The organism is Hyphococcus lacteus (genome assembly GCF_041058985.1).
Lineage (GTDB): Bacteria > Pseudomonadota > Alphaproteobacteria > Caulobacterales > Parvularculaceae > Hyphococcus > Hyphococcus lacteus.
In genome coordinates this window covers 2,302,784-2,329,067 of record NZ_JBEHZE010000001.1, presented here as the reverse complement: position 1 = coordinate 2,329,067, position 26,284 = coordinate 2,302,784, and the positions used below count along the sequence as shown (strand labels likewise).

Annotated in this window: 23 protein-coding genes; 8 read left to right on the top strand and 15 right to left on the bottom strand. The window is 51.7% G+C overall.

The window, feature by feature from the left end; genetic code table 11:
• Positions 1-96 precede the first annotated feature (96 nt).
• The gene (gene recJ / locus ABFZ84_RS11045; protein WP_369314074.1) at positions 97-1,905 is read right to left on the bottom strand and encodes a single-stranded-DNA-specific exonuclease RecJ; all 1,809 of its coding nucleotides are present in this window, start codon (positions 1,903-1,905) and stop codon (positions 97-99) included.
• 363 nt (positions 1,906-2,268) lie between these two features.
• Here recJ and ABFZ84_RS11040 point away from each other — a divergent pair, with 363 nt between their 5' ends.
• Positions 2,269-2,865, top strand: a complete 597-nt coding sequence (locus ABFZ84_RS11040; protein ID WP_369314073.1) for a VPLPA-CTERM sorting domain-containing protein — start codon at positions 2,269-2,271, stop codon at positions 2,863-2,865.
• A gap of 67 nt (positions 2,866-2,932) precedes the next feature.
• Here the strand turns inward: ABFZ84_RS11040 and ABFZ84_RS11035 are convergent, their stop codons facing one another.
• From ABFZ84_RS11035 to ABFZ84_RS11015, 4 genes are all read right to left on the bottom strand, one after another.
• Entirely contained in the window at positions 2,933-3,850 is a 918-nt protein-coding gene (locus ABFZ84_RS11035; RefSeq protein WP_407067086.1) for a 2OG-Fe(II) oxygenase, read from the bottom strand.
• Between the two features lie 66 nt (positions 3,851-3,916).
• Entirely contained in the window at positions 3,917-4,153 is a 237-nt protein-coding gene (locus tag ABFZ84_RS11025; RefSeq protein WP_369314072.1) for a DUF3297 family protein, read from the bottom strand.
• 26 nt (positions 4,154-4,179) lie between these two features.
• Positions 4,180-5,139 carry a class II fructose-bisphosphatase gene (glpX, locus tag ABFZ84_RS11020; protein WP_369314071.1) on the bottom strand — a complete coding sequence of 320 codons (960 nt, stop codon included), beginning with the start codon at positions 5,137-5,139 and terminating at the stop codon, positions 4,180-4,182.
• Between the two features lie 73 nt (positions 5,140-5,212).
• Positions 5,213-5,707, bottom strand: a complete 495-nt coding sequence (locus ABFZ84_RS11015) for a hypothetical protein (protein ID WP_369314070.1) — start codon at positions 5,705-5,707, stop codon at positions 5,213-5,215.
• Between the two features lie 60 nt (positions 5,708-5,767).
• Here ABFZ84_RS11015 and phaC point away from each other — a divergent pair, with 60 nt between their 5' ends.
• Both phaC and ABFZ84_RS11005 read left to right on the top strand, forming a co-directional pair.
• The gene (phaC, locus tag ABFZ84_RS11010; protein ID WP_369314069.1) at positions 5,768-7,792 is read left to right on the top strand and encodes a class I poly(R)-hydroxyalkanoic acid synthase; all 2,025 of its coding nucleotides are present in this window, start codon (positions 5,768-5,770) and stop codon (positions 7,790-7,792) included.
• A gap of 100 nt (positions 7,793-7,892) precedes the next feature.
• On the top strand, positions 7,893-8,090 hold the full coding sequence (locus ABFZ84_RS11005) for a hypothetical protein (RefSeq protein WP_369314068.1): 198 nt from the start codon (positions 7,893-7,895) through the stop codon (positions 8,088-8,090).
• A gap of 3 nt (positions 8,091-8,093) precedes the next feature.
• On the opposite strand, the gene grxD is transcribed toward ABFZ84_RS11005, so the two are convergent.
• Genes grxD through ABFZ84_RS10990 form a run of 3 tightly spaced genes read right to left on the bottom strand, consistent with a single transcriptional unit; the run spans position 8,094 to position 9,979 of the window.
• Positions 8,094-8,423, bottom strand: coding sequence for a Grx4 family monothiol glutaredoxin (gene grxD / locus ABFZ84_RS11000; protein WP_369314067.1), 330 nt, complete (start codon positions 8,421-8,423; stop codon positions 8,094-8,096).
• Positions 8,424-8,474: 51 nt separating this feature from the next.
• Positions 8,475-9,017 (bottom strand): 2'-5' RNA ligase family protein, encoded by a 543-nt coding sequence (locus tag ABFZ84_RS10995; RefSeq protein WP_369314066.1) that lies wholly within the window; start codon positions 9,015-9,017, stop codon positions 8,475-8,477.
• Entirely contained in the window at positions 9,017-9,979 is a 963-nt protein-coding gene (locus ABFZ84_RS10990; RefSeq protein ID WP_369314065.1) for a 2-hydroxyacid dehydrogenase, read from the bottom strand. Before ABFZ84_RS10990 ends, ABFZ84_RS10995 begins: the two co-directional genes overlap by 1 nt.
• Before the next feature lie 151 nt (positions 9,980-10,130).
• Here ABFZ84_RS10990 and ABFZ84_RS10985 point away from each other — a divergent pair, with 151 nt between their 5' ends.
• Positions 10,131-11,231, top strand: a complete 1,101-nt coding sequence (locus ABFZ84_RS10985; protein WP_369314064.1) for a strictosidine synthase family protein — start codon at positions 10,131-10,133, stop codon at positions 11,229-11,231.
• A gap of 9 nt (positions 11,232-11,240) precedes the next feature.
• Here the strand turns inward: ABFZ84_RS10985 and ABFZ84_RS10980 are convergent, their stop codons facing one another.
• The 5 genes from ABFZ84_RS10980 to ABFZ84_RS10960 all read right to left on the bottom strand — a co-directional run bounded on the left by ABFZ84_RS10980 (position 11,241) and on the right by ABFZ84_RS10960 (position 19,785).
• The gene (locus tag ABFZ84_RS10980) at positions 11,241-13,214 is read right to left on the bottom strand and encodes a M1 family metallopeptidase (RefSeq protein WP_369314063.1); all 1,974 of its coding nucleotides are present in this window, start codon (positions 13,212-13,214) and stop codon (positions 11,241-11,243) included.
• A 180-nt stretch (positions 13,215-13,394) separates the two neighbouring features.
• Complete coding sequence (gene purL, locus ABFZ84_RS10975) at positions 13,395-16,139, bottom strand: phosphoribosylformylglycinamidine synthase subunit PurL (RefSeq protein WP_369314062.1); 2,745 nt, start codon at positions 16,137-16,139, stop codon at positions 13,395-13,397.
• Positions 16,140-16,219: 80 nt separating this feature from the next.
• Complete coding sequence (locus ABFZ84_RS10970; protein ID WP_369314061.1) at positions 16,220-17,146, bottom strand: oxygenase MpaB family protein; 927 nt, start codon at positions 17,144-17,146, stop codon at positions 16,220-16,222.
• Between the two features lie 219 nt (positions 17,147-17,365).
• Positions 17,366-18,331 (bottom strand): LysM peptidoglycan-binding domain-containing protein, encoded by a 966-nt coding sequence (locus ABFZ84_RS10965; protein ID WP_369314060.1) that lies wholly within the window; start codon positions 18,329-18,331, stop codon positions 17,366-17,368.
• A 170-nt stretch (positions 18,332-18,501) separates the two neighbouring features.
• Positions 18,502-19,785, bottom strand: a complete 1,284-nt coding sequence (locus ABFZ84_RS10960; RefSeq protein ID WP_369314059.1) for a Xaa-Pro dipeptidase — start codon at positions 19,783-19,785, stop codon at positions 18,502-18,504.
• A gap of 286 nt (positions 19,786-20,071) precedes the next feature.
• Between ABFZ84_RS10960 and ABFZ84_RS10955 the strand changes: the two genes are divergently transcribed.
• The 3 genes from ABFZ84_RS10955 to ABFZ84_RS10945 are packed head-to-tail and all read left to right on the top strand — an operon-like array spanning position 20,072 to position 23,397.
• A complete protein-coding gene (locus ABFZ84_RS10955) occupies positions 20,072-22,204 on the top strand; it encodes a pilus assembly protein TadG-related protein (RefSeq protein WP_369314058.1) in 2,133 nt (710 codons plus the stop codon).
• An 8-nt stretch (positions 22,205-22,212) separates the two neighbouring features.
• Positions 22,213-22,794 (top strand): TadE/TadG family type IV pilus assembly protein, encoded by a 582-nt coding sequence (locus ABFZ84_RS10950; RefSeq protein WP_369314057.1) that lies wholly within the window; start codon positions 22,213-22,215, stop codon positions 22,792-22,794.
• Between the two features lie 12 nt (positions 22,795-22,806).
• Positions 22,807-23,397, top strand: a complete 591-nt coding sequence (locus ABFZ84_RS10945; protein ID WP_369314056.1) for a TadE/TadG family type IV pilus assembly protein — start codon at positions 22,807-22,809, stop codon at positions 23,395-23,397.
• Position 23,398: 1 nt separating this feature from the next.
• Here the strand turns inward: ABFZ84_RS10945 and ettA are convergent, their stop codons facing one another.
• Positions 23,399-25,066 carry an energy-dependent translational throttle protein EttA gene (ettA, locus tag ABFZ84_RS10940; protein ID WP_369314055.1) on the bottom strand — a complete coding sequence of 556 codons (1,668 nt, stop codon included), beginning with the start codon at positions 25,064-25,066 and terminating at the stop codon, positions 23,399-23,401.
• Positions 25,067-25,242: 176 nt separating this feature from the next.
• Between ettA and ABFZ84_RS10935 the strand changes: the two genes are divergently transcribed.
• Positions 25,243-25,788 carry a PH domain-containing protein gene (locus tag ABFZ84_RS10935; RefSeq protein WP_369314054.1) on the top strand — a complete coding sequence of 182 codons (546 nt, stop codon included), beginning with the start codon at positions 25,243-25,245 and terminating at the stop codon, positions 25,786-25,788.
• A gap of 4 nt (positions 25,789-25,792) precedes the next feature.
• Here the strand turns inward: ABFZ84_RS10935 and ABFZ84_RS10930 are convergent, their stop codons facing one another.
• Complete coding sequence (locus ABFZ84_RS10930; protein ID WP_369314053.1) at positions 25,793-26,260, bottom strand: GAF domain-containing protein; 468 nt, start codon at positions 26,258-26,260, stop codon at positions 25,793-25,795.
• Positions 26,261-26,284: the final 24 nt, after the last annotated feature.

Here is a 26,284-nt window from a genome sequence, read left to right as displayed (position 1 = left end):
CGACGGAAGCGCTGTATAGGAGGCAGCTTTGGTCCATGCAAGCCCATTTAGCCCTTAAGCGCGATTTTTTCGGAAATCTTCGCTTTAAACGCAAGACTACACCGCTGGCGCGGCGTCACTGATCTGAATTTGGCCCGAATCGCCCCCGCGCCAGTCGTCGGCGCGAATCTTACCGGCCACGTGAAACCGCTGACCAGAGGTCAGAATTGCCCCTAATGGCTCACCCTCAGCGCGAAAAGCGATACCACGCACTTGGTCGCCTGTCTCGCTTTCGAGCGTCACGGAAAGATGCCCCTTACCGACAACCTTGGTGAATTTCGCACGCATATTTGTCAGCGCAAATGTTGGCTCGGGATTACCGGGACCATAAGGACCAGCGGTCGCTGTCATATCGGCGAATGTTTTCGTAACGGCACTCGGCCCAATAACCGCATCAAGTGACAAGGTGCGATTGGCCCGCGCAAGCTCAACCGACGCTGAAAGCTTTTCAGTAAGATACCGCCGGAACGCGCCAATTTTTTCGCGATCAATGGTCAGCCCTGCGGCCATAGAATGGCCGCCACCAGCCACCAACAGCGCCCCCTCACGGGCGGCACCAATCGCCGCACCAAGATCGACACCGGTGATGGACCGGCCAGAGCCCTTACCCACATCACCATCAATTCCGATGACGATGACAGGCCGGTCGTAAATTTCCTTCAGTCGCCCCGCAACGATACCTATAACGCCGGGGTGCCATCCCTCACCCGCTGTAACGATAACATCGTCCGCATGGCGCTGATTGATTTCGATATCCCTCTGCGCCTGCGCCTGTACGTCAGCTTCAATTTCCTGACGTTCCGCATTCATAAGATGAAGGCGCTCTGCGAGCTGACCACGGCGCACCGGATCCGCCGTGGTCATTAACTCATAGGCCAATCGCGCATGGCCAATACGCCCTGCAGCATTGATCCGTGGTCCGATCAAGAACCCCATATGATAGGTGCTCGGCGGGCCTTTCATGCCTGCCTGTTTTCCCAATGCTAAAAGCCCCGGATTACCGTCACCGCCCAAAACCTTTAGCCCCTGCGCGACCAACACCCGCGTAAGCCCGGTGATTTCCATTACATCACAAACAAGCCCCAACGCCGTGAGATCGAGAAATCGCAACAGCTTCGGTTCTTGCCGGTCTTTGAAATAGCCGCCCTCACGCAATGCCCGGTTAAGTGCCACCACAGCCATGAACGCTACACCAGCAGCCGAAAGATTACCTAGACCCGAAATGTCGTCTGGGCGGTTGGGATTAACAACCGCGCTGGCACCATCGGGCGGCGGGCCATTCATCAAATGATGATCGAATACAACAATATCGACACCGTCATGGGCGGCTTGTTCGATTGGTTCATGTGCAGTCGCACCGCAATCAACGGTGACAATCAAATCGGCGCCATCCGTTTTTAATTGCTTGAATGCCTCAACCGACGGGCCATAACCCTCGCTAATACGGTCAGGAAGATAAACCAAAGAAGACGCACCGATTTCATCGAAATAAAGCCGCAAAATTGATGATGCTGTTGTTCCGTCTACATCGTAATCGCCGAATATACCAACCGTCTCACCTTTCGTGACCGCCGTCATCAATCGCTCGGTCGCGCGGTCCATGTCCTTTAGAACAAATGGGTCTGGCAATTCATTGCGCAGGCTCGGTGCAAGATATCGCTCTACCTGGTCCGCATTGACGCCGCGCGCCACAAGAATACGGGAGAGCACAGGATCAAGGCCGCATTGCTGGGCAATGGTCACCGCTGCGCGCATATCCGCCTCGCGCAGTTGCCATTTACGGCCAGACGCAGGCATGCCCATAGTCGGCAGCGCCATAATGGGCATTAATTCATCAATCGACTGGTGGTCTTGTGTGGAGCTCATACAAGCAGATGGCCCTGATTCGGTGAACTTGCGTTCTACCCCACGCGCCCGCTTCTTTCCACAGCCCCGAAAATTCAGTAGCCCTCACCGAAAGTTCGGTGAAATTCAATAATCCATCAGCCTTTGGCGGCTGATGTTTCTTTTTTGTATCCTGCATTGCAGGTTGCTTAACAATAGCTTGTCATTAACGTTAAGCAGTACCCGTATATGAAGAACGCGTGTACCAAACACCTCCCTTAGGATGAAATTTTTTCGCGTGGTTACCGTTTTCTTGCGTTTTTTGGAATTATAATCAACACACAGAATTGATAACTCAATCACCCCACCGTAACGTTGTGAGACTAGTTTGTATCTGGGGACACCATGAACATAAAAAGTCTATTCATTGCGTTGGCAATTGCTATCGGTTCATTTTCTAATGTGATGGCGGCAACACTCGACGGAGACGAAATTTGGGGCAAGGCTACTTCACCGGGCGCAACCTTCAATATATTCGATCCAACGTTTACGTCCCTTGATCCGGTTAGCGCGACCGTCGACGCGGGCACTGAGTTTTCTTTTAGTGGTGGCGCTCAAGAACCGATTGAAGTACTTGTAGATTTTACCAATGACTTTCTCACTATCAGCGTCGAAATTCTGGATGATTTCATCATCGGAATCGCCGATATTGAGTATAGCTTTGACGACCTCGACTTTGGTCCCGGCCTCCAAATCGTCGGGTTTGATGTGTTGTCAAACGGTTTTCCGAGCCCTCCGGTAATCATTACAACAGAGAATAGTATCGTCATTCGTTTCGATGAATATGACGTTGACGGCCCCGAGCTACGCTCCTTTACTGGTCAATTCATCGTATCGGAGGTCCCTCTCCCAGCAGCGCTGCCGCTATTTTTGGCAGGACTAGCAGGCGTTGGTTTAGTTGGTCGCAAGCGGCACAAAATAGCACCCCGAATTAATCGTTAGCGAGGTGCTCGGTTTCCATCCTGAAATCGAGCATGAAAACACAATTCGAAAATAGCACGTCTCGGTATTAGATGGCGTCGTGAAAGATAATACCGAGACAATATCGAGAACCGCTTCTGATTTCCGAAACGCCATGGCGCATCTTGACCTTATAGATTCCGCGCGCGCCCTCTACCGGGCGTTCATTGACCGCAAATGCAATCGCAAACCCCTTTTCTAGGGGCGCAACCATCGCGCGCGATTGCTTGCGCGGTGATTGTTCGGTCATGACGAATTCGCCACCGTCAAAATCCTTGCCCGGTTGCGATAGCAAGATCGCAATCTGAATCGGAAAAACCTCATCGCCGTAAAGGTCCTGATGCAGACGGTTATGATCACCTTTCCCATATTTCAGGATCAGCGGTGTTGATCGCGTCTGGCCGCGGGCCGCACATTGCTTTTGATAACCCGCATGGTCAGCCGGGTAATCGCGCGCCGTCCACGTACGAGCGATAGGAACCACCCGCGCATAAAGTTGGGTTCTTAGGTCTGCGATTAATGGCGGTAAAGGATAAGCGTAGTAACGATATTCGCCTTCGCCAAAACCGTGACGACGCATCGCGACCGTCGAGCGATAACGGTCGGGCGCGTCATAGCCTTTTATCAAAGCTGTGCATTCATCGTCCGAAAGAACGCGCCCCAGCGATGCCCAGCCATTGTCCCTAAGGTTGCCACCAACACGCGCCCAATCAATATCCGCAATCCGGCTCGGTAAATCACCACTCACATAGCGATCTGGTCGACATCGCTTACATGGACGGAAACCAGCGCGTTCTGCCTCAGCACGGCTTTGCGCAAAAATCACATTTTCTCGCTTGGGCCTGCCTGCACAGGACGGCAAACAATAAACCCCAGTGGTTTTTACGCATGACCAGAATTTACCATTAGCGCGCGTATCCCGCGCCAAAATAGCATTCCAATAGATTTCATCGAGCGTGGTGGACATACCGAGCCTCCTTTGAGGCTTCAGTATAGGTATGCGCCACCCAGATGACCGCCCGTTTCTTGCGGTTTAGTCCTTAAAGTACGGCTCGACCGTACCTTTAAGTTTGATCGTCAAAGGCTGGCCATGACGGTCGAGGCTTTTTCCTGCCGCGACTTTAATCCAGCCTTCAGAAACGCAATATTCTTCTACGTTGGTTTTCTCTGCGCCGTTGAATTTAATGCCAACTTCGCGCTCAAAAATGCTTTCGTCGTAGAATTTGCTGTTTGGATTTACACTCAAACGATCTGGCAACGTATCTGTCATCGTTATACTCTTATGATGGGCACGGATTAACGTGGCGAACGGGCGCGGATATACCGAACAGTGCCGGTTTTAGAACGCATGACAACTGTATGCGTGTTCACATAACCACGTTCCCATTTAACGCCATCGAGCATTGTGCCATTCGTCACGCCTGATGCTGCAAACATCACATCACCAGACGCAAGGTCACGAAGGCCATATTTGCGATTGAGATCCGTAATACCTATCCGCTCCGCGCGTCCGCGCTCGTCGTCATTGCGGAAATGCAGACGCCCCTGCATTTGCCCACCCACACAACGAAGTGCAGCGGCCGCAAGCACGCCCTCTGGTGCGCCGCCTTGACCAATATAAAGGTCAATCCCCGTTGCCTCTTCCGTCGTATGGAAAACACCGGCAACATCGCCATCTGGAATAAGGAAAACGCGCGAGCCCAAACGGCGTGCGCCATCGATCAGCGGTTGGTGCCGTTCACGGTCAAGAATACAAAGCGTAATTTCTTCTGTTGGTACGCCCTTGGCCTTTGCCATCGCCGTAATATTGTCCTCGACCGACGCATCAAGATCGATAACGCCTTCCGGGTAGCCCGGGCCACATGCGATCTTGTCCATGTAAACGTCAGGTGCATTCAACAACGTACCGCCCTGTGCCATTGCCACAACCGCAAGCGCGTTAGACATGGCTTTGGCGGTCAGGGTTGTACCCTCTAGCGGGTCAAGTGCGATATCGACCTTTGGTCCAGTGCCCATGCCGACTTTCTCGCCAATATACAACATTGGTGCTTCGTCGCGTTCGCCCTCGCCGATAACAACGGTGCCATCAATGTGGAGCTTGTTTAGCGCTGAGCGCAGCGCAGTAACAGCAGCCTGATCGGCACCTTCTTTGTCGCCGTGACCAATTTTGGTCGATGCAGCAACAGCGGCAGCTTCGGTACAGCGACCCAATTCGATGGTCAGGACGCGGTCTAGTAAATTTTCATCTGCGGACATTGTCGTTCTTTCCGTATGCTAATCAACAAGTGATGGGCACAAGGCCCCCCAATGAGTGGTTAATCTTGAATAGTTAATTTTGCTCGTCGTTCGGTGCCGGTGCTTTCAACTCTTCGCGGCGCTCACGCGCAGCGGCCTTATTGTCACGCTCAACGCGCTCGCGAAGGCTGTCGGCCTCGCCAGAAAGATTAGAAGCGGTTTCCTCAGCGGCTATGGCGCGTTCCTGCTCGACTTCCGCTTTTATTGCCTCAGCCTTTTGATCAAGTTCCTCGATCTGGGCCGCTACCGTCGCTGGGTCACGTTTCGCTGGGCGCTGCTCTTTTCCCGGCGTTTTGGAAAAGACCGGGAATTTCCCCGTGTTGGGTTGGCTGCGGCGCTCTTCAATTCGGGCAGCAATTTCTGGGCTTTGCGGTTTCTCACTGGCGATATCTTCGTATTTGACTATTCCCGGCGGCGCAAAGCGCGCAAGCTGCGAATCTGCACAGCCTTGCAGTGCAGCAATGCTGATTGCCGCAAAAAGCGCGCATTTACCAAGTCTTAGAACAGTTGACTGTTTTACAGCGGACACAATGCCATCCTATAAGGAGATCCTAGGCCCCTTTAACAACTATCCGGCGGTGTGACGCAAGTGAAAGACAAATCAGAAAAGAAATCGGCGCCTCCGAAACGCAAAAAGGCGACGAAAAAAGCTGAAACTGGCAAAAAGTCGAAATCTTCGGCCCAATCTACACAAAAACCGTCAAAATCCGGCAACGGCCAAGAAAAACCGGCGGCAAATGGAGGCAATGCCAGACCCAATGGCGCGAACCCAAACAATAGCGCTGGGCCCAAAAACGCGAAGCCTGAGGCAGATGCCGCAAAGTCCATGTTTCAGGACTTTGACACACTGTCTGAGTATCTGACCGAGGTTACAGGCACGAGCCAAGAAGTCTTACGCGATTACTTCTCTCGTCAGCAGGACATGCGCCGATATACCGGCGAATTGCCCAACGACCCCATGAATATCGGTGAAGCCTTTCAAGAGGTCATGAAGGGCCTATCGGCCGATCCCGGCACAGTAATGCAGCGACAGTTCAACCTATGGGGCGATTACGCCAAGCTGATGGCCAGTATGCAGCGGCGCATTGCCGGTGAGCAGACAAAACCCGCAATCACCGCATCCGAGGGCGATCGACGCTTCGCCCACCCCGCATGGGAAGAAAACCCCATGCTCGATTTTGTCAAACAGTCCTATTTGATCATGGCGCGCTGGCTCGAATTAACCATGTCGCAAGTCGAAGGCATGGACGAGCACGAAAAGAAGAAAGCCGAATTTTTTACAAAGCAATTCATTGACGCCTTTGCGCCATCGAATTTCGCCATGCTTAACCCAGAGGTGGTCGAAGAGACCATAAACAGCAAGGGCGAAAACCTGCTCAAAGGGATGAAGAACTATCTTGAAGATCTCGACCGTGGCCATGGCGAATTATCAATCCGGCAAGCGGATTTAAAATATTTCAAACTTGGCGAGAATGTTGCGACGACACCGGGCAAGGTTGTTTTTGAGAACGAGATTTTTCAACTCATCCAATATAATCCGACAACAGAGGATGTCGCTAAAACACCGATGTTGATCATCCCATCCTGGATCAACAAATTCTATATTCTTGACCTCCAGCCACAAAACTCGTTCATCAACTGGCTGGTTTCACAGGGTCGCACCGTTTTTGTGATGTCATGGGTCAATCCTGGGCCTGATCTTCGGGACAAGACCTTTGTGGATTACATCAAGGGTGGATTGTTCGAAGCGCTTGACGCTGTTGAAAAAGCTACCGGCGAACGCAAGGTTGACACGATCGGTTATTGCATCGGCGGCACCATGCTTTCGACGGCATTATCTTTGATGGCCAAAAAGGGCGATGATCGCGTCAACACCGCAACGTTTTTCACTGCACAGGCCGATTTTACCGAAGCCGGTGATCTGTTGCTATTTGTGGATGACGGACAACTCGACGCTATCGAAAAACAGATGGATGCGGCGGGCGGCGTTCTTGAGGGCCGCGCTATGGCGACGACATTTAACATGTTGCGATCAAATGACTTGATCTGGTCGTTCGTGATCGACAACTACCTTAAAGGCAAAGATCCTGCGAAATTCGATTTGCTGTTCTGGAACTCTGACGCAACGCGGATGCCGAAAAATGTTCACCTGTTTTATCTACGGGAGTTCTATCAAAAAAACCGCCTCGCAAAAGGCGAAATGGTCATCGACGGCGAGACCCTTGATCTAGGCGCGGTCAACATTCCTATCTTCATGCAAGCGGGTGAGACTGATCACATTGCGCCGCATAACTCCGTGTACAAAACAGCGAAACTCTATGCCTCCAGTGGAAACAATAAGGTTCAATATATGCTGGCGGGATCGGGCCATATTGCGGGCGTGGTCAACCACCCGGACAAACATAAATATCACCACTCAATCAATACGGCCCTGCCCGATACGCTGGATCAATGGAAAAGAGATGCCGCGCGTCATGGCGGCTCTTGGTGGCCATATTGGATTACGTGGCTCAACGAAGTGAGTAACGGCAAGGTGCCAGCTCGCCAACCCGGTGATGGTGCACTAACACCAATCGAAGACGCCCCTGGCCGTTATGTCAAAATTCCATCTTGATGAAGGTAGTGGCCGATAACCCACACCTGAAAGACCGTTGTTAACCTTTCGTTAACCATATCGAATCACCATTTGGAAAACAGAAATGCCGGGGGGCGATATGAGCCGGATGGATACAACAACGCAGGACTTGTTCCTGCGATTAGGTACGACTTCAATCTCGCGCAGCTCGCGTGCAGATGCATTGTTCCGTCGGCTGCGCGATCAGGAAGAGGCACAAGTCAACGAACAGCTCATGCGCGCGCCCGCCAAGATTTCTCTTAACGAGCAAACACCAAATCCATCTGAACAGAAATAAGGGTTAAGCCGCGAGGCCAATGCCTTTACCTTCGAGGAACGAGCGCAGCTCGCCTTGCTCGAACATTTCGCGGATGATGTCGCATCCGCCAACAAACTCGCCCTTAACATAAAGCTGCGGGATCGTCGGCCAATCCGAAAACGTCTTAATGCCGTCCCGAAGCTCGTCATTTTCGAGCACATTGGCCGTGTTGTAGTCCACGCCGAGATGATCAAGAATTTGAACAACAACTGACGAGAAGCCGCATTGTGGGAATTGCGGGGTTCCCTTCATGAACAACATGACGGTGTTCGTGTCGATTTTTGCTTTGATGTCGGAAGCGATGTCGCTCATTCTTAAAACTCCTGTGGGCTAACGCTTAGCTAGGTGGCCACCCGCCTTGCGTCAAGACTTAGCCCGTTCTGCGATCTTGCGAAACCCAAACGCGCCGGCCGGTTGCCAATGGCCCGAACGGCCTCGCGGCCCCTGATAGCGCCAGATCTGTAGTCCAGTGGCCCAACCTGAGCGCGGCGAAAACTCTTTGGACAAATGCGCGTGAAGTGCCATCGCTTCTTGGATGCTGACCTTATTCTGAATAGTAACGTGTGGGCGAAAGCCTTGTCTGTCTTGACCTGTCAGCCACGACCCGAACGATTTCACGAGTTTTGCCCGAAGCGGCAATAGCGGCGGCCCGGACACCCGATAAGCCACCCCACGACCGAGCCGCATCACCTCGGTCACTGAGATCGGAAAGCCATATTGAATCGCGGATGTTCGCCCGATAATTTGTAAAACTTCATCAAAATGTGCGCCCGGCAAATTGTGAAACAATGTCAAATGCGCGGGCACATTATTGATCGCAGTCGGATAATGTTTTTCACGCTGCGCCTCAAAAAATGCACTCGTCTCTTCGTCAAACTGCAAGCTTATGATGATGGGGGCATCCATCAAACAACCCTATCAATAGGCTCACCCGTTTCAAAGAAGACGTCGATATTCGCAAGAACGCGCGTCGCCATCGCAACCCGACTTTCCATCGTTGCGGACGCAATATGCGGTAGGCAAAAAACATTCGGCAACGAATAAAGCGCCTCTCTGATCGGCGCGGGTTCAGTTTCAAAGACATCAAGCCCCGCGCCAAAAATTCGCCCCGATTTTAGCGCATCAATTAGCGCAAGTTCATCCATCACCGGGCCGCGTGAAATATTCACGATCACCGCAGAAGGCTTCATCATTTCAATGGCCTCAGCATCAATCATGTGATGTGTTTTTTCAGTATGCGGACAGTGCAGTGAAATAATATCAGCCTGTTTGAATAGCGCCTCTAGCGTTACAGATTTGGCATTGTAAGTGCGGTCAAGTTCCGCTGACGGTCGCGGCGTGTGATAAATAATATTCAGGTCAAAACCTTGTGCCCGCTTGGCAACTTCACGACCAACATTACCCATCCCAACAATACCAAGCGTGCGCCCCGTAACCCGCTGCCCCCAACTCTCCGGCGTCAACATCCCGCGCCCCTCGCCGGTTTTCGCAATATCCAGCCCCTCACGAAATCGGCGACAGGCAGCAATGATAAGGCCCATGGTCGCGTCTGCCAGGCAGGCGGTTGTGACCTCTGGCGTATTGGAAACGGCAATCCCGCGCGCCTTGGCCGCTTCAAGGTCTATGTGATCAACACCAACCCCGATGGACGCAATCAGCTTCACGCTCTCCGGCATAGCCGCAATATATTGTGCATCGAGATCGTCAAACGCCGTTGAAAAAATCGCCTCAGCACCATCGGCTAACGCTACGAACTCTGCGCGTTCGGCCACAATCTCCGCCGGCTCCTGCACGTCATATTTCATACGCAGCATACCTGCGAGGGCGGCTGGCATCTGTCGCGGCGTTGCAATAATTCGTTTCGTCATAGCGTCCCTTTTCTTCGGCGGTATTTTGGTGTTTTTACAGTTGTAACCCACAAATGCTGTGCGACTAGCCTATACTCTGCCATTGGGGTAAGCTTCCAACCAGAGACACACGGTGAGAGCTGCCGTGTTTGGTGGGAGTTGGCGGGCGCATATGCGGTATTTTGTGATTGGCACCCTGGCCATAATCGGTATAGCGGTCGGATGGTCGTTGCTGCATATCATTCCTGCGTCCGGCGCAAACGCTGATTTGAAAACAAAATTAGTCGATCAATGCCGCCACGTAGACATCGCGCCCGGCACCGAAGATGTCACGATTGACCCCGACCTAAAGCTCGCTTTTATCTCCGCCGCCGATCGCCGCGCCTGGTTTAATCAAGACGAAACAAGCGCAACCAACCCACAAAACGGTATCTATGCGATGGCCCTAGACGGCAGCGACACAGTGCGCCGTGTTTCGCCGCCAATGGACGATTTCCTCCCCCACGGTATCAGTCTTTATCGCGGGCCGGACGGCACCAAACGTCTTTTTGTGGTCAACCACCCGACCACTGGCGAGGAAATTGTCGAACTTTTCGACATTGGCCCCAATGGCGACCTAACCCATCTCGAAAGTATTTCTTTTGACGCAATGTCATCGCCTAATGACGTAGTCGCGGTTGGCCCCCGACAATTTTATGTCACTAACGATACACGCTTTGACCACGGATTGTTCGCTCAGCTCGAATCCTATTTTGCGCTACCCCTTTCCAGCGTTGCTTATTTCGACGGCAAAGATGGGCGCATCGTAAAAAGCGGTATGACATACGCTAATGGCATTAATAAATCCGCAGACGGAACATCAATCTATGTTGCGGAGCTTTTAAAACGCCGGATCGTTGTTTTTGACCGCGATGCCGAAACCGGAAACCTTTCGAAAGTCAAAAACCTTCCCGTCAAAACCGCACCAGACAATATCGAAGTTTCGCGCGACGGTGCCTTATGGGTGGCCGGTCATTCAAAGATTTTTGACTTTGTCGAACACGCCAAAGACGCCAATGCGATCGCACCATCGCATGTGATCCGGCTAAACCCGCGCAGCGGCCTTACTTCTGATGTGTTGATGTCGGTCAACGGCGAAATCAATGGGTCTTCTGTTGGTGCCGTATGGGACAACACATTGATCGTTGGGGCCGTATTTGACGGCCACGTCATGGTCTGCCCCATGTTAGAGATTTTATTGCGCGGCCCGTCACACTCAAACGAGCCGCAATAACCGAATTTCTTACTCGGCAAAAATATCATCAATGCGCCGCTGTGCAATTGGATGATAACCCGGGCGCGCGCGCTCATAAACAGCTTCGGCCCAATCCCGGCGGTCGTTCTCGATCAACGCTGCATAAAGCCGGTAGATGAACTTCCCGCGGCCAACTCGCATCAAAAACCCGTCAAGCGGCTCAAAGGCCGGTTCGTAACCAACATTGATCGCTCGCATATACCACGCATTGGCGATCTCAGCATTTTGCGATGTCGATAAAGAGAACCGCTCATCAAGCGCTGCCATTTGATCTGTGGTTATACCTTCTGGTAATTGCGCAATAAAATAGAGCCACTCATGGGTCGTCCACGCACTGGTTTCGAGGCCGTCAATCTCGCCGCCACCCATCCAGGCATTGATCTGTCCATCAACCTTGTTAAAGGCACCTGACCGCGGTTTTTCAATCGAATCCGGAAATCCTGGCTGATAGATCCAAGCGTTGATTTCGCTTTCGGTGACTGCATCCGGTTGATCCGCCCAAAGACTATCTTCAAAATAAGTCAGAAAGTCTTCTGTAGTAATGCTTTTGAAAGCGAACTCGTCGAAATAAGCCCGCAGAAATGCGTCAAACCCCTCACGGCCAAAACGCTCTTCCAGAAATTTTAGAAAGAACATCCCGCCCACATAAGAAACTTGACTAAATGCATCATCAGGATGACCAAGATCCGCAGGCATTTTAAGCGCCGTTAACTCGGGTCGCGCGGCTGCTTCGACGTCGCGCATCAACGCTTGTTTATCGAGCAATCGTTCCATTACCGCGCGATCTTCGCCATAGAGCGCTTCCATGGTGCGGTTCTCAACGTAACTTGTGAACCCTTCGTTCAACCATGCATCGCGCCATGTGGCATTGGTCACAAGATTACCCGACCACGAGTGCGCCAATTCATGTGCAACAACATTGGTAAGGCTCTTGTCGCCAGCAATGAGCGTTGGCGTCATAAAAGACAACCGCGGGTTTTCCATACCGCCAAATGGAAAGCTCGGCGGCAGAACGATTAAATCATACCGCCCCCAGCGATAAGGGCCATAGAATTTGGCAATCGCCGTTTCCATTTTGGGCGTGTCTTCAAATTCTGCCGCCGAGGCATCAAGAATATAATCCTCTGCATAGACACCAATATGATTATTGATTTTTTTGAATTTAATATCGCCGACCGCAAGCGCGATCAGATATGACGGAATAGGCCGTGTCATTTTGAACGAATAATCGCCATCCAACTCGCCGCTAATATCCTGACGCGCGCTCATGATTGCCAAGAGGTCTGTCGGCGTCTTAATCCGCGCATCATACGTAATACGAACGGCAGGTGTATCTTGAACGGGCACCATGGTGCGCGCATTCAACGGCTGGAACTGGGTGAATAAGAACGGATGTTCCTTGCCCGCCGTTTGTTCTGGTGACAACCATTGAATACCACCTGCCTCCGGACTGGTGCTATAGGTCACACGCACTTTTCGAGCGCGATCCGGCAGCGCGATTTCAAACTTTGAACCCATTACCGGGTCATGGGCACCCATGGTAAAGTTTGTCTCTACCCAGCGGCCTTCCGTGAAAGCCTCAACTTTTGATACGTCGAGCATATTCGCATCGAGCACCAAAGATGACGTTCCGCGTGCGCGGCGACGGAAATTTATTTCCGCGGTGCCCGAAAGCGTTTTAGTCTCAAAATCAACGGCAAGATCGAGGTTTAGATGCGTAACCCGCACGTCATTATAGTTCGAATAGGTGAACTTATCCCGCGCTTCTTCCGGTGTTAGCGCATCCCAGATGACCTCACGCTCCTCACCGGGGACCATAAACTCCATTTCGTCCTGTTCGACATATTCCTCTTCTTCGAGGGGCACATCGGCTTCCTCTATTTTTGAGGGTTCCTCTTTTGGTGAACAAGCAGCAATCGCAAATATAGACGTAGCTAACAGCAGCGCGCGAACAGATGACATTTAATGGAATCCTTGAAAGACTAAGATGTACAGACCGTAACGTGAGAGCCAAAATGCAGCAAGCCAGTTGTTGGCTTATTGTGTTCTATTTCCTTTAATTGCCCTAAGCGGGCCCCGAAAAACAATCGGGCGCACCGGAAAATCCGGCACGCCCGACATAATCGCCAGAATGGATTATGGTTATTCTTTCGCTTCGGTCTCAAGCGCCAGCGCATGAAGCTCGCCGCCCATACGGCCTTTCAGTGATTTGTATACTAATTGATGTTGTTGCACACGATTGAGGCCATTGAATGCGGTTGAGACGATACGCGCGCGGTAATGGTCGCCATCGCCCGCTAGGTCTTCGATCTCAATTTCCGCATCTGGCAATGCCGCGAGAATGAATTTTTTAATGTCGTCAGCGGCCATAGGCATAGGTGAAATCTCCTTGGGCATTAGTGCGTTCATGTAATCCGGTAGCGCGTGGTCATATAGGTCAGACAAATCAAGCAATGAGAGTGCATCTTTGCCGTCGAGCAAAATATCCGGCCCGCCAAAACGGCCAAGCTTTGACGCCTGAACGCCGGCCATCGCCGCTTTCAAAAGCAATGTATCCGCAGCAGATGGTGATGCAGCCACAAGATATCGGCTTTGATCCTCGCCAAACCAAAAAGCGGCTTTACGCGCTTTCACCGGCGTTGTCAGATTCAGTCCGCGACCGGAGGCAAGCGCCATTTCAGCGGCCGCCACAATCAATCCCCCATCGGATACGTCATGACAGGCGGTAATAATACCTTCATCGATCAGCTTACGGACCAGCTCGCCTGTTTTACGCTCAATCGCCAAATCAACCGGCGGCGGGGCGCCCTCATCAATATCAAACAAATCTCGCATATAAAGCGACTGACCAAGATGGCCACGGGTGATGCCAATAGCGATCAGCTCCTCGCCGGCCTCAGCGCCGCCAATGCGAACGGCTTTGGTCACATCTTCGAGCACGCCGACACCGCCAATCGCCGGGGTTGGCGGAATAGCAGCACTATTGGTTTCGTTATAAAGCGAGACATTGCCCGAAATAACCGGATAGCTAAGCGCCTCACAGGCCTCTGCGATTCCTTCGATTGCACCCACGAACTGCGCCATAATTTCGGGCCGTTCAGGGTTACCGAAATTGAGGCAATTCGTAATCGCCAAGGGTGACGCCCCCACCGCGCAAATATTGCGATAGGTTTCCGCAACGGCTTGCTTGCCGCCTTCAAACGGATCAGCCTTGACGTAGCGCGGGGTTACATCCGTTGAAATCGCGAGCCCGCGATTAGTCCCATGCACACGAACCATTGCGGCATCACCGCCCGGTGCAACAACCGTTTCCCCCATAACTGTGTGGTCGTACTGTTCCCAAATCCAACGGCGCGAACATAAATCTGGCATCGCCACCATTCGAGCAAGCGCCGTTAGAATGGTGTCACCGCCCGGTGCTTCTGCGAGTGAAAGTGTCTCTTCACGTTGCTCGACTTCGGCAGTTTCAACGACACCGCTCGTCGCAAGGTTTTTCGCCGCCTCTTCAAAACCCGAAAAGCTGACGCCCTCTGGTTTCGACCGCGCATAGACTTTGGCTTCGCCATGACGAACGCTTAGGCCCACCACCTCAACCAACTCACCATCAGAAAGGCGGTCGGCGATCAACGCATCTGCGATTACGCGCATCTCGGCTTCGGTTTTACCGGGCGCACGCAAAACCGCCTCCGCCTCGCGGTAGGTCACGCTCGGGTCATTGAGGGGCGTGGGTTTTTCGAGTGTGGAATAAGGCCGGTCATAATTCGGTGCATCATCGGCCAACGGCGGTACCGGCATATCAGCCGCGACCTCGCCTTTGTGTTTGATGACTAATCGCCCGCTATCGGTCGTCACACCAATTACCGCAAAATCGACGCCCCATTTTTCAAAAATGGCGCGTGCCGCATCTTCCCGGCCCGGCTTTAACACCATCAACATGCGCTCTTGGCTTTCCGAGAGCAGCATTTCATAGGCAGTCATGTTTTCTTCGCGTTGCGGCACATGATCGAGATCCAGCTCAAACCCGCCGCCCCCTTTGGCCGCCATTTCGACCGATGAAGATGTCAGGCCTGCGGCACCCATATCCTGAATTGCGATGATCGCATCCGATGACATCAGTTCAAGACATGCTTCAAGAAGCAACTTTTCCGTGAACGGATCACCAACCTGAACAGTTGGGCGTTTTTCCTCTGACGCGTCATCGAACTCGGCGGACGCCATGGTCGCGCCATGAATTCCATCGCGACCCGTTTTAGCCCCCACATAGACAACCGGGTTGCCTGCGCCGCGCGCAGCCGAAAGGAACACTTTGTGCTTTTCGGCGACACCCACAGTCATGGCATTCACAAGGATATTGCCGTTATAGCCTCTGTCGAAATTGGTCTCGCCCCCGATTGTGGGCACGCCCATGCAATTACCATAGCCGCCAATGCCAGAGACCACACCACCCACGAGGTGACGCGTCTTGGGGTGGGCCCACTCGCCAAATCGTAGTGCATTCATATTAGCTACAGGGCGCGCACCCATGGTGAACACATCGCGCATGATCCCGCCGACACCCGTTGCGGCACCTTGAAAGGGTTCAATGAAGCTCGGGTGATTGTGGCTTTCCATCTTAAAGATCGCCACCAGCGGCACGCCATCATCATTGTTTCCAATATCGATCACGCCAGCATTTTCCCCAGGCCCCTCAACAACCCAAGGGGCCGACGTTGGCAATTTCTTTAAGTGCCGCCGCGAGGACTTATAAGAGCAATGCTCGGACCACATGACCGAGAATACGCCAAGCTCAACAAGGTTAGGCTCTCGGCCCATATGCGCTTTAACGCGCTCATATTCTTCGGGATTGAGGCCGTGCTCGGCGACAATTTCAGGGGTAATGGCGGTCATGTGAATCCGTGGGTCAAACTTCGCCGCTTCAATAGGCCGGTTGCGCCTTTGGTGCAAACGCTCATGCGATGAAAATGCCCCTATCGGCCCCGATAAAGATAATCATCGGCCAGACCCATCCGGCGGCAAGATTGGATTGCCGGGCCAGATCGCAATAACAACCGGTCGGCCCGGCGGGCCATACGCCGTACCAGCCGCCCTTCAACCGGCCGCAGGCCAAAGCGCTTATCCAGCCCTAAAATCTCCCGAACTTCAGATGGCACAATATCGATTGCCGCTCGAACCAAGGAATGTTGGGCTATCTGTGCGGGTTGTGGAAAGGCCTCTGCCCGCTTCATGATCCCAAGAAATTCGAAAATGATCTCCGACGGCTCGAGTTGCGGCAGCATCTCTTGGAAAAGCAGTCGCTGTCCCTCTAGCGATTGCGGCGTGTCTTTAGCGCCATAAAGCGCCGCAGCCTTGCGCCCTTCATAATAATAGCGATCACGCTCGGTGTCCGACAGCGGTGCGGCATAGGCCGAATAAGCTTCTAAAAATCCAAACGACGCCGTCGCATGAACCCAACGCAGCAACGCAGGGTCGCTCGCAGCATAGGGTGTTCCGTCGGGCGTCACCCCGGCCACATTATTATGCATCCGGTTGACCATTTGAATCATCCGCTCGCTCACGCTCTGGGCACCGTAAACCGTGACCATCGCCGCAAGCCCCGTCCGTTTTAACCGCCTCACTGGGTCGGTACGAAAACTCGTGTTATCCCACACACCACTCCGGACCCGCGGTTCAGCAAATTCCAGAATGACGGCAGTGACCCCGCCGATGAAAAGCGCAACGGGGTTTTTGAAAATCCGCCATGAAACTGAATTCGGATCGACTAATGCGGGCTCGCCAAAGGGTTCCGCAAAATTCACTTTCGCAAGCGAAGGGTCACCCAAATAACTTTGAGCAGCTTTATCGAGACGTTTCTCGATCCCGCTTTTTACCCGCAGTTTTAGTGCATCGATCGGCATGAAACACTCACGCAAAACACCCGGCACAATCCGGGCCGAACATCAAGTAGATCACAAATCAGGTGCTTTCACGACGACAATCGCGCAACAGCAAGGCGAAAAGAGTTTAATCGCGACACAATCCGTAACGGAAATTGCAACCTAAGCGTGAAGTGAATTGCTCACGCAAAAGCCGTGCAAATTCATGCACGGCTTTATAGGTCTACGGAATAAATGCGCCTAACGGACGGCCAATCGCTCAACATAAATAGCGCGGTCCATTACCAACCCGCCGCATGATTTCGCGTCGGTGAAGTCAGCCCAAATTGTTGCCTCTTTACCAACCAATGAACGCGAGCGCGCATCCGATGCGACCCGCCATTCCATTCCATCCTCTGCGCGCAGGGTAATGCACTCTTCATCCGCAAAACTAACAAACCCGCGCAAGGCGGTTTCTGTCGCAAAAGCTAATGGTGCGGAATGTGTAACGCTGCCGATCGCAGTCGCATCAGCACTAGTTAGTTGCATGCAGTGGCTAGGCGCATCACGCCCCTCAGGCAATGGCTTAAACTCACGGACCTGTCCGATTTTTCCGTTTGGTTGACGACGAAGAACAGAACACTCCATCAACGCAGAAAGCGGAACTTTGCTCACCGATGAAACAGTAACCGTTTCTGGCTTATTATAACTACGGACTGGCCGCATGGTTAGACCCGCATTGCGAATACGTGCGGCCGACTGTTGCTGATAACTTAAATGACTTGCCTCACGCACAGGCAACCGACCGGTGCTGGCTTCGAGATAAAACGCTCCGGTGCCGCTCGTTTCAGATGAATTAATTTCCGTACGCACCACTTTGTTTGGGCGCGCATCAGCGGTGGGCCAAGGGCTCGGCGTGTAGTTATAAACTGGATCAGGTTCAGCCACCTCGGTCACGACCGTTGGTACGTCACCAGGATAATCAGTTTCATCAGGAACCGCCAAATGCTCGCCAGGGCGAACATAATTTGGATCTACGCCCCGATTAGCTTCTTTAAGCGCCGCCAGCGAAACATTACACGCTCGTGCGACCTTTGAGAGCGTCGTCGGCGCATCCACAGGATAGGAATGACCGCAGCGACCAGCCACCGCCGGTGATGTCACCGCTACGCCAGCAATCAACACCGCAATCGCAGCGCCACGCCGCATAATGTGTAGTTCAGCCATACTCCCCCTCCGATAAAACCGTTTCGAATATGGTTAATAACACGTTTTGCGAGAAAATGTGCGACGCAAATTGGTGAAATATACTAAAGAATTAAGCCCATGCGGGGCTAAACTAGACCGGCCAGTTAATCAATTAACTGATTGTAATTACAGACAAATATTCTATTGCCTTAATTGTTTTTATAAACTGCGCCGTCTTTCATGACAAAATCCACCCGCTCCAGAACGGCGACATCATCTAGCGGATCTCCTGATACCGCGATGATATCAGCACGACATCCAACGGCTACGCAGCCCAGCTCGCCACTACGACCAAGGGCATCCGCCGCTGTCGTAGTCGCCGCTTGGATTGCCTGCATCGGGGTCATTCCAAATCTGACCATGCGCGTAAATTGTTTTGCGTTATCACCATGCGGGTAAACACCCGCGTCCGTTCCTAATACAACCTTTACGCCCGCCTTTACGGCTTTGGTGAAGCTTTCCCGCTGAACGCCACCGACTTGGCGCTCTTTATCTAGCGACTCTGCAAGAACCCCATTTTTCTCACCTTCACTGAGCGTATATTCAGTGTTGTAGATATCCATGGAGAAAAACGTGCCGTTCTTCTTTGCCATACGGATTGCTTCGTCATCCAGATAGCTGACATGTTCAACCGTATCGACACCGGCGCGGATGGCATTCTTAATTCCTGTTGTTCCATGGGCATGGGACGCTACTTTTAGTCCCCGCATGTGGGCCTCATCAACGATTGCGGTCAGCTCTTCGAGCGTACCCTGTGGTGCACCCAGCAATGTTCCCTTTGAAAACACACCGCCTGTAGAACAGGTTTTGATCAGATCCACACCGTATTTGATATTCTGGCGAACCTTGGCTCGCATTTCCCACGGGCCGGTCGCAACGCCCTCTCCCGTCGCATTAAAGGCTGGCGGAAGAAGGCTGTTATCGGAACAATGGCCACCGATTATGCCAACAGGTGGCCCAGAGACCAACATTCGCGGCCCCGGCACTTCGCCAGCGGCAATAGCGTCACGCAGTGACAACATTTCATACCCCTCAGAACCAACATTCCGAATGGTCGTAAAACCGGCATTCAATGTTTTTTCGGCATTCACAACAGCCCAGATCACGCCGCGCTCAGCGGGAATCCCTAACGAAGCATATCCCCACGCTTTTGTAGGGTCTCCCATCAAATGGGTATGCATGTCGATTAGCCCCGGCAGCAGAGTCTTTCCGCTCAGGTCAATATGGGTTGCGCCTTCCGGCGGATCTAACCTTGAGGCCACGCCCACAGAGACGATCTTGCCGTCTTCGACCACGAGAGCCACATTTTGAGTACTAGATCCACTTTCCGGATTTATCAGACTGTCCGCGGTAATATACTGAGTTTCGGCAAACACCGAAGTGAACGTAAACGCTGACACCCCAGCTATTATCGGCAACACTCGTTTATTCATAACGCCCCCAAATCAGTTTTATCCATCGTCACCTCATCTATGGCTCTCGTCAACTAGATTGCGCTGATGAAAAAAGATCCCGCTATGCCAAATTCTAAATGCTTTATTAATAGCGAAAATCACACCGGATTTTTTAGGATGCCTGCTGATCATCAATAATGGTGGTAAACTGACAGTTTGCGACAATTTTATACGTTTTCCTGTGATTAACCAGTTTTCCTTACGCACCTTTAACGACAAATCGCGCATGTTCTACGGGCAATAATGGAATTGCTGGGAGATCCCTATGCGGGTGAATACTTATAAAATGAGTTTCGCAAAGTCTTTGCGCCGAAATAAGGGGCGTAAAACCCTATTCGGCCGGTTCGCAAAAGATTCCGGCGGGAACATCATCTTTCTATTCGCCTTCATGTTGTCGGTGCTATTTCTTTTTGCCGGTGGCGCGGTCGATTACACCCGATGGAATGCCGTTCGTGCCGACATGATCGAATCCATGGACGCATCTAGTCTTGCCCTTGCCCAGCTCTCCGCAACTGACCCGGACCTCACAACGGATGAACTTAAAGCCTATGGGCGAAAGTTCTTTGAGGCCAACTTCAATTATGAAAACAACCTCCTTGCTGGGTGGGATATCGAATTTACGCTTGATGATGATGCCGTCGTTTTAACCTGCGTTACGGGCAAGCTTCGTACCTATTTACTGGGTGTAGCCGGCATCAAAAAACTTGATATCGACAAATGCGTTGAAATCACAAAGCGCGGCTCTGGTCGCGTGGAATTGGCGCTGGTGCTTGATGTTACCGGTTCAATGAACAACTCGATCGACGGCAAGAAGAAAATTGACAGCTTGAAAGACGCTGTCGAAAAATTGCTTGATGTTATGTATGGGACAAAGGCCGAAAGCGACAATATCAAAATCGGTGTTGTTCCGTTCAATGCATATGTAAACGTCGGTGAAGCATCAAGCTGGACTAATGACTGGGCAGATCAAAATGCCAACGCAACCTATCATGGTGCGCGCTTTATCCATGTCACAGAAAATGGCGACGTCGATTTAGATACCAAAGTGAACCACTTCACTTTGTTTAATTCGACCACCGGTGCATCCTGGGGCGGTTGTGTGGAAGCGCGCCCTTATCCCCTTGATGAATTAGATGTTCCACCAGCGGGTTCAATCACAAGCACTGATTTAAGCAGCGCAATGACGAACCCACCCGAGTATTCGGCCAGCACAAATCAGTATGAAACACGGATGTACGACGCGTTTGATGACGCGCCCTCATTCAAACTGAGTACCTCTCAATTAACAAATTCGGCGAATTTGAAATGGGTACCGATGTTCCATCCGGATGAACCGGATTGTAACGCAAACTGGCGTGGCCGTTGCCCGCTTTCAAATGGGTATTCCTATTGGACTGCCGCTGATACATTCACTATCGGCAGCCTGCCGCATGTTCAAACACGCTGGCGGAATTGGTTCGTAGACCCTTCATATGCAAGTTACAACGAAGGTGACTATTGGAATCGGCACTTCATCGACGATGAGACATATATTGGCCGATATAAGGGTGCCATCGCTGGGCGTTATGCCAAAATCGTCCAAGAATTTCGAATGTTAGGAATCACACCTTATTCTCTACTTTCGTCGGACCAGAAGGACTTCCACGATTATATGGAAGATCTAGGCGTCAACGATTTCTATGATATCGACATCACCTCGTCTGGCGATTCATCCTATGCTGACTCAGACGAGTTCATTCTTCGGAATGCTTATGTCGGTTGGTGGGATTCCGCGACAAACAAATACAAATACAAATATGACCAGTCACCTAGCATCACCAGTAGCCGTGGCCCGAATCTCGATTGCGCCCGACCAGTTTTGCCGCTTACCAATGTGCGTCAGACTATTGAGGACCATGTAAACTCTCTTGGTACGAATGGTAACACAAACTCCGCAAACGGTGCTTTATGGGGGTGGCGTATTCTATCTCCAGAGGCACCATTTACCGAAGGTATTGGCCCTGACGATGTCGACTACGGAAAATGGCAAAAAGCCGTCGTGATCATGACGGACGGAAACAATACGACCTCTAACCTGGATACCCATTGGGGATCGGATTTGACCGCATACGGTTTCGAACGCGAAAGCCGCATGGGTGCCAATATGGACGACGCCAACGACATGGAAGACGAGTTCGACAACAAGTTGTTGCGTGTCTGTTATAGAATGAGACAAGAAGGCTACCTCGTTTACACCATCATGTTTGGCCTAAACAGTTCCACTACCGAAAAGGTCTTCCGCGCCTGCGCGACCAAACCGAGCGAGCCATATTTCTATGATGCCGTTGATGGCGATGATCTCGAAGAAGCCTTCGGCCAGATCGCTGCTGATCTCGTCGATCTACATATTAGTAAATAGAAACTGCAATGACCGTAACAAATAAAAGAAAACGGAAACATCTACGCTTTGTGCGTGACAAACGCGGTTCGACAGCCGTCGAATTCGCGATTGTCGCTCCTATTTTCTTGATGATGATGTTTTCAATTTTCGAGGTTGGTTGGTTCTTTTACGCCAATTCTGTTGTTGACGCCGCTGTTGGTGATGCGAGCCGCCAAATTAAAACAGGTCAGCTTCAAAAGTCTGGCGGCACAGATGACGACAAATTCCAAAGCATCTACGCAGAAGTCTGCCGAATTCTCGACGCTTTTGGTGGCTGCGAAAATCGCCTGACCGTAGAAGTAAATACCTTTGCCAGTTTTACCGCATTAGCTGCGGACAACACCCCTCCAACATGTGCGGATGCGCCGCCCGACCAACTTGATGCTATTCCGTTCGTCCCCGGTGGTGAGTTAGAAATCGTACGCGTACGTATTTGCTATATTTATAATACTCTCAACCCTGCTATTGGCGTGAATTTGGCTGAAAGCGGCACCAATAAACGACGCCTTATCTCAAGTTTGATGTTTCGAAACGAGCCTTACGAAACCAACGCTAATAAACGCGATTAACGGACAGCAGATATGCGGTACACAAAACGAAATTTAAAGCTCTGCGATCTGATCGGCGCACTAAAACGCTCTGACTCAGGTATCGCGGCAACTGAATTCGCGATGCTACTTCCCGTTTTGGTTCTTTTGTTTTTCGGCCTCGTAGAATCATCAACGGCGATGACGGTGAACCGCAAAGTCGCAATCGCAGCAAATACACTCGGCGACCTCGTCGCGCAGTCAGAAGAAATTCAAGAATCAGAAGTAGATGACTTGTTCGAAGGTGTCATGGAAATCGTGCGCCCGCACGACCCGACCGGTATGGTTCTACGCCTTGTGAGTGTCGTGCTCGATGAAGATGGTGATCCTGTGGTCCATTGGAGCCGGGACAATAACGGCACAGAGCCCTATTCTGAAGATCAGGATTACACAAAGCTGTCCGACGATACAATCATCACAAGCGCAGCGTCCCTTGTGATCGTTGAAATGACCTATACTTACAGGCCGTCAATCACAAAACACATTCTCGACACGCCAATCGTCTTCAATCGTCAGACAGTGCGCTGGCCACGACTAACAACCCGTGTCCAGCTTTGTGACGCCGGCAATAACTGTACGGAATAAACTACCGGGTTAGTGGCTTATACTTAATCCGTGTCGGAACTTCAGCAGCGGCACCGAGGCGACGCTTTTTGTCTTCCATATAATCTTCGAAATTGCCTTCAAACCACTCCACATGGCTATCACCCTCAAAGGCAAGAATGTGTGTCGCGATGCGATCTAGGAACCATCGATCGTGGCTGATGATCACCGCACAACCGGCAAAATCCTCCAGCGCCCGTTCAAGTTCCCGCAACGTATCCACATCAAGGTCATTGGTCGGTTCGTCAAGGAGCAGCAAATTTGCCCCCTCAGTCAGCATCTTTGCCAATTGAACTCGATTGCGCTCACCACCAGAAAGGTTTTCAACCTTTTTTTGTTGATCGCCGCCCTTGAAATTAAACCAACCTACATAGGCCCTCGAAGAAATTTCGCGTTTTCCGAGCGGAATGATATCAAGGCCACCGGAAATTTCTTCCCAGACATTTTTCTTACCGTCCAGATCTTCGCGACTCTGGTCTACATATCCCATCTGTACGGTTTCACCGATACGCAGCGTCCCCTCGTCTGGGGTTTCCTCACCAGTAAGCATACGGAACAAAGTTGTTTTACCGGCACCGTTGGGACCGACCACACCGACAATACCGCCCGGTGGTAATTTGAACGTCAAATCTTCAAACAATAACTTGTCGCCGAATGCTTTTTTGAGGTTTTCCGCCTCGATCACGACACCGCCAAGACGCGGCCCCGGCGGGATTTGAATCTGCGCCAGATTGATCTCTTCTTTTGAGGCCTTGTTGAGCAACTCATCATAAGCATTGATACGCGCTTTAGATTTTGCCTGACGCGCTTTCGGGCTTGCTTTGATCCAGTCAACCTCACGGTCCAGCGTCTTCTTACGGTTGCTCTCTTCGCGTTGTTCTTGCTCCAGACGCGTTCGGCGCTGATCAACCCATGACGAGTAATTGCCCTCATAGGGAATGCCGCGCCCACGATCGAGTTCGAGAATCCAACCAGTTACGTTGTCGAGGAAGTAACGGTCATGCGTAACCAAAACGACCGCACCGGGATATTCACGCAAATGATGTTCGAGCCAAGCAACAGATTCCGCATCAAGGTGGTTGGTCGGTTCGTCAAGCAACAATAGATCAGGTTTCGACAACAGGAGCCGAGCCAAAGCCACCCGGCGTTTCTCACCACCTGAAAGACGGTCAACGGCCCAATCACCAGGCGGGCAACGGAGCGCTTCCATCGCCATTTCAATTTTAGAGTCGAGATCCCATGCGTCCGCTGCATCAATTTCCTCTTGCAGCTTTGACATCTTCTCCATCAGTTCGTCGGTGTAATTCTCACCGAGTTCAACCGAAACCGCGTTAAATTCATCAATCTTGTCTTTGATCTCGCCGGCGCCCTCTAAGACGTTTTCAAATACGTTTTTCGAGGCATTCAATTCAGGTTCTTGCGGCAAATAGCCGACTGTCGCCCCTTCGGCTGCATAGGCCTCACCGACAAAATCGGTATCGACGCCCGCCATAATCCTCAATAGCGTCGACTTACCCGCACCATTGACCCCAGCGACGCCAATTTTCGCGTCGGGATAGAACTGTAAGTGTATGTCTTCCAATATCTTTTTGCCGCCGGTGAATTGTTTCGACAGGCCCGACATGAAATAGATGAACTGGTGTTTCGACATATGGCCTACAGGGCTCCTTAAAGCTTTATTTCCGTTGCAAGTGGGGAACAGCGTCGCGTCTTATCCCGCCTTTCGGGTCAATTCAACGCAAAGCAGCGTTTTCGATCTGCCATTCTTCCCCTATATGGTAATAAGGGCAGATAATGCTCGGGGAAACAAAGCGGGGAAGATATTCAATGTCGGGTTATGTCGGTAAAACGCTAGCAGGTGGTGAGGAAATCATTCACCGCGCGAACTTCAACTGGACCTATAGCTTCTTTCCTATGCTTTGGTTCTCCGCCGGAATGGCCACGCTGGCATTTTTCTTCTTCATTCAGTTCGCTGCGGACGTTCCATTCGAGAAACTACAAGTGGGTTGGTGGTGTGCGATAATCGCCGCTGTTTGTGGCTCTCTAATCCTGATCGGCCACTTGATTGTGCTTATCACGACGGAAATCGTTGTCACGACCTATCGGTTTGTGTTCAAAACCGGACTGATCGCGCGCCACACCCAAGAAGTGAGCCTCAATAAGATTGAGGAAATCACCCTAGAGCAATCAATCTGGGGCCGGATTTTTGGTTACGGAAAGTTGGTACTACGCGGTACGGGTGTCGGCGTCATCACCCTGCCTAATCTCGACAACCCGATTAATCTGCGCCGTCTGATCGAAAATGCGAAATCCGCCCTTCGCGAAGATCAACGCGATCGTCGGCGCATCAATCAAGATGATGATGATCGGTAATTCGTTAAAAACTCGCTTTGATGATCGCTTCTAGCCCGTCCCGATCGACCTCGTCGAACATGGCGGGTTTATCGCTATCCACATCCAGCACCGCGATCAGTGCGCCGCTATTGTCAAGAACTGGGACCACGATCTCGGATTCGGAGCGCGCATCACACGCGATATGCCCCGGAAAAGCGTGAACATCTTCGATCACTTGCGTTGTCTTTGTTGATGCCGCCGTACCACAGACACCCCTGCCAAAGGGAATGCGCAAACAGCCGAGCGTTCCCTGATACGGACCAATCACCAATTCTTCAGGCTTATTCGGATCGACCACGTAAAAACCGGTCCAGAAATAATACTCAAAACCGTGATGTAAGATATTTGACACAGTCGCCATGCGCGCCGTCAGATTATCTTCACCATCGATCACCGCAGCGATTTCCTTGGCGATCATTTCGTATTGTTTGGCTTTTTCTTCTTTGGTCATTGAGTTTGCTCCTCTCGCTCTCAA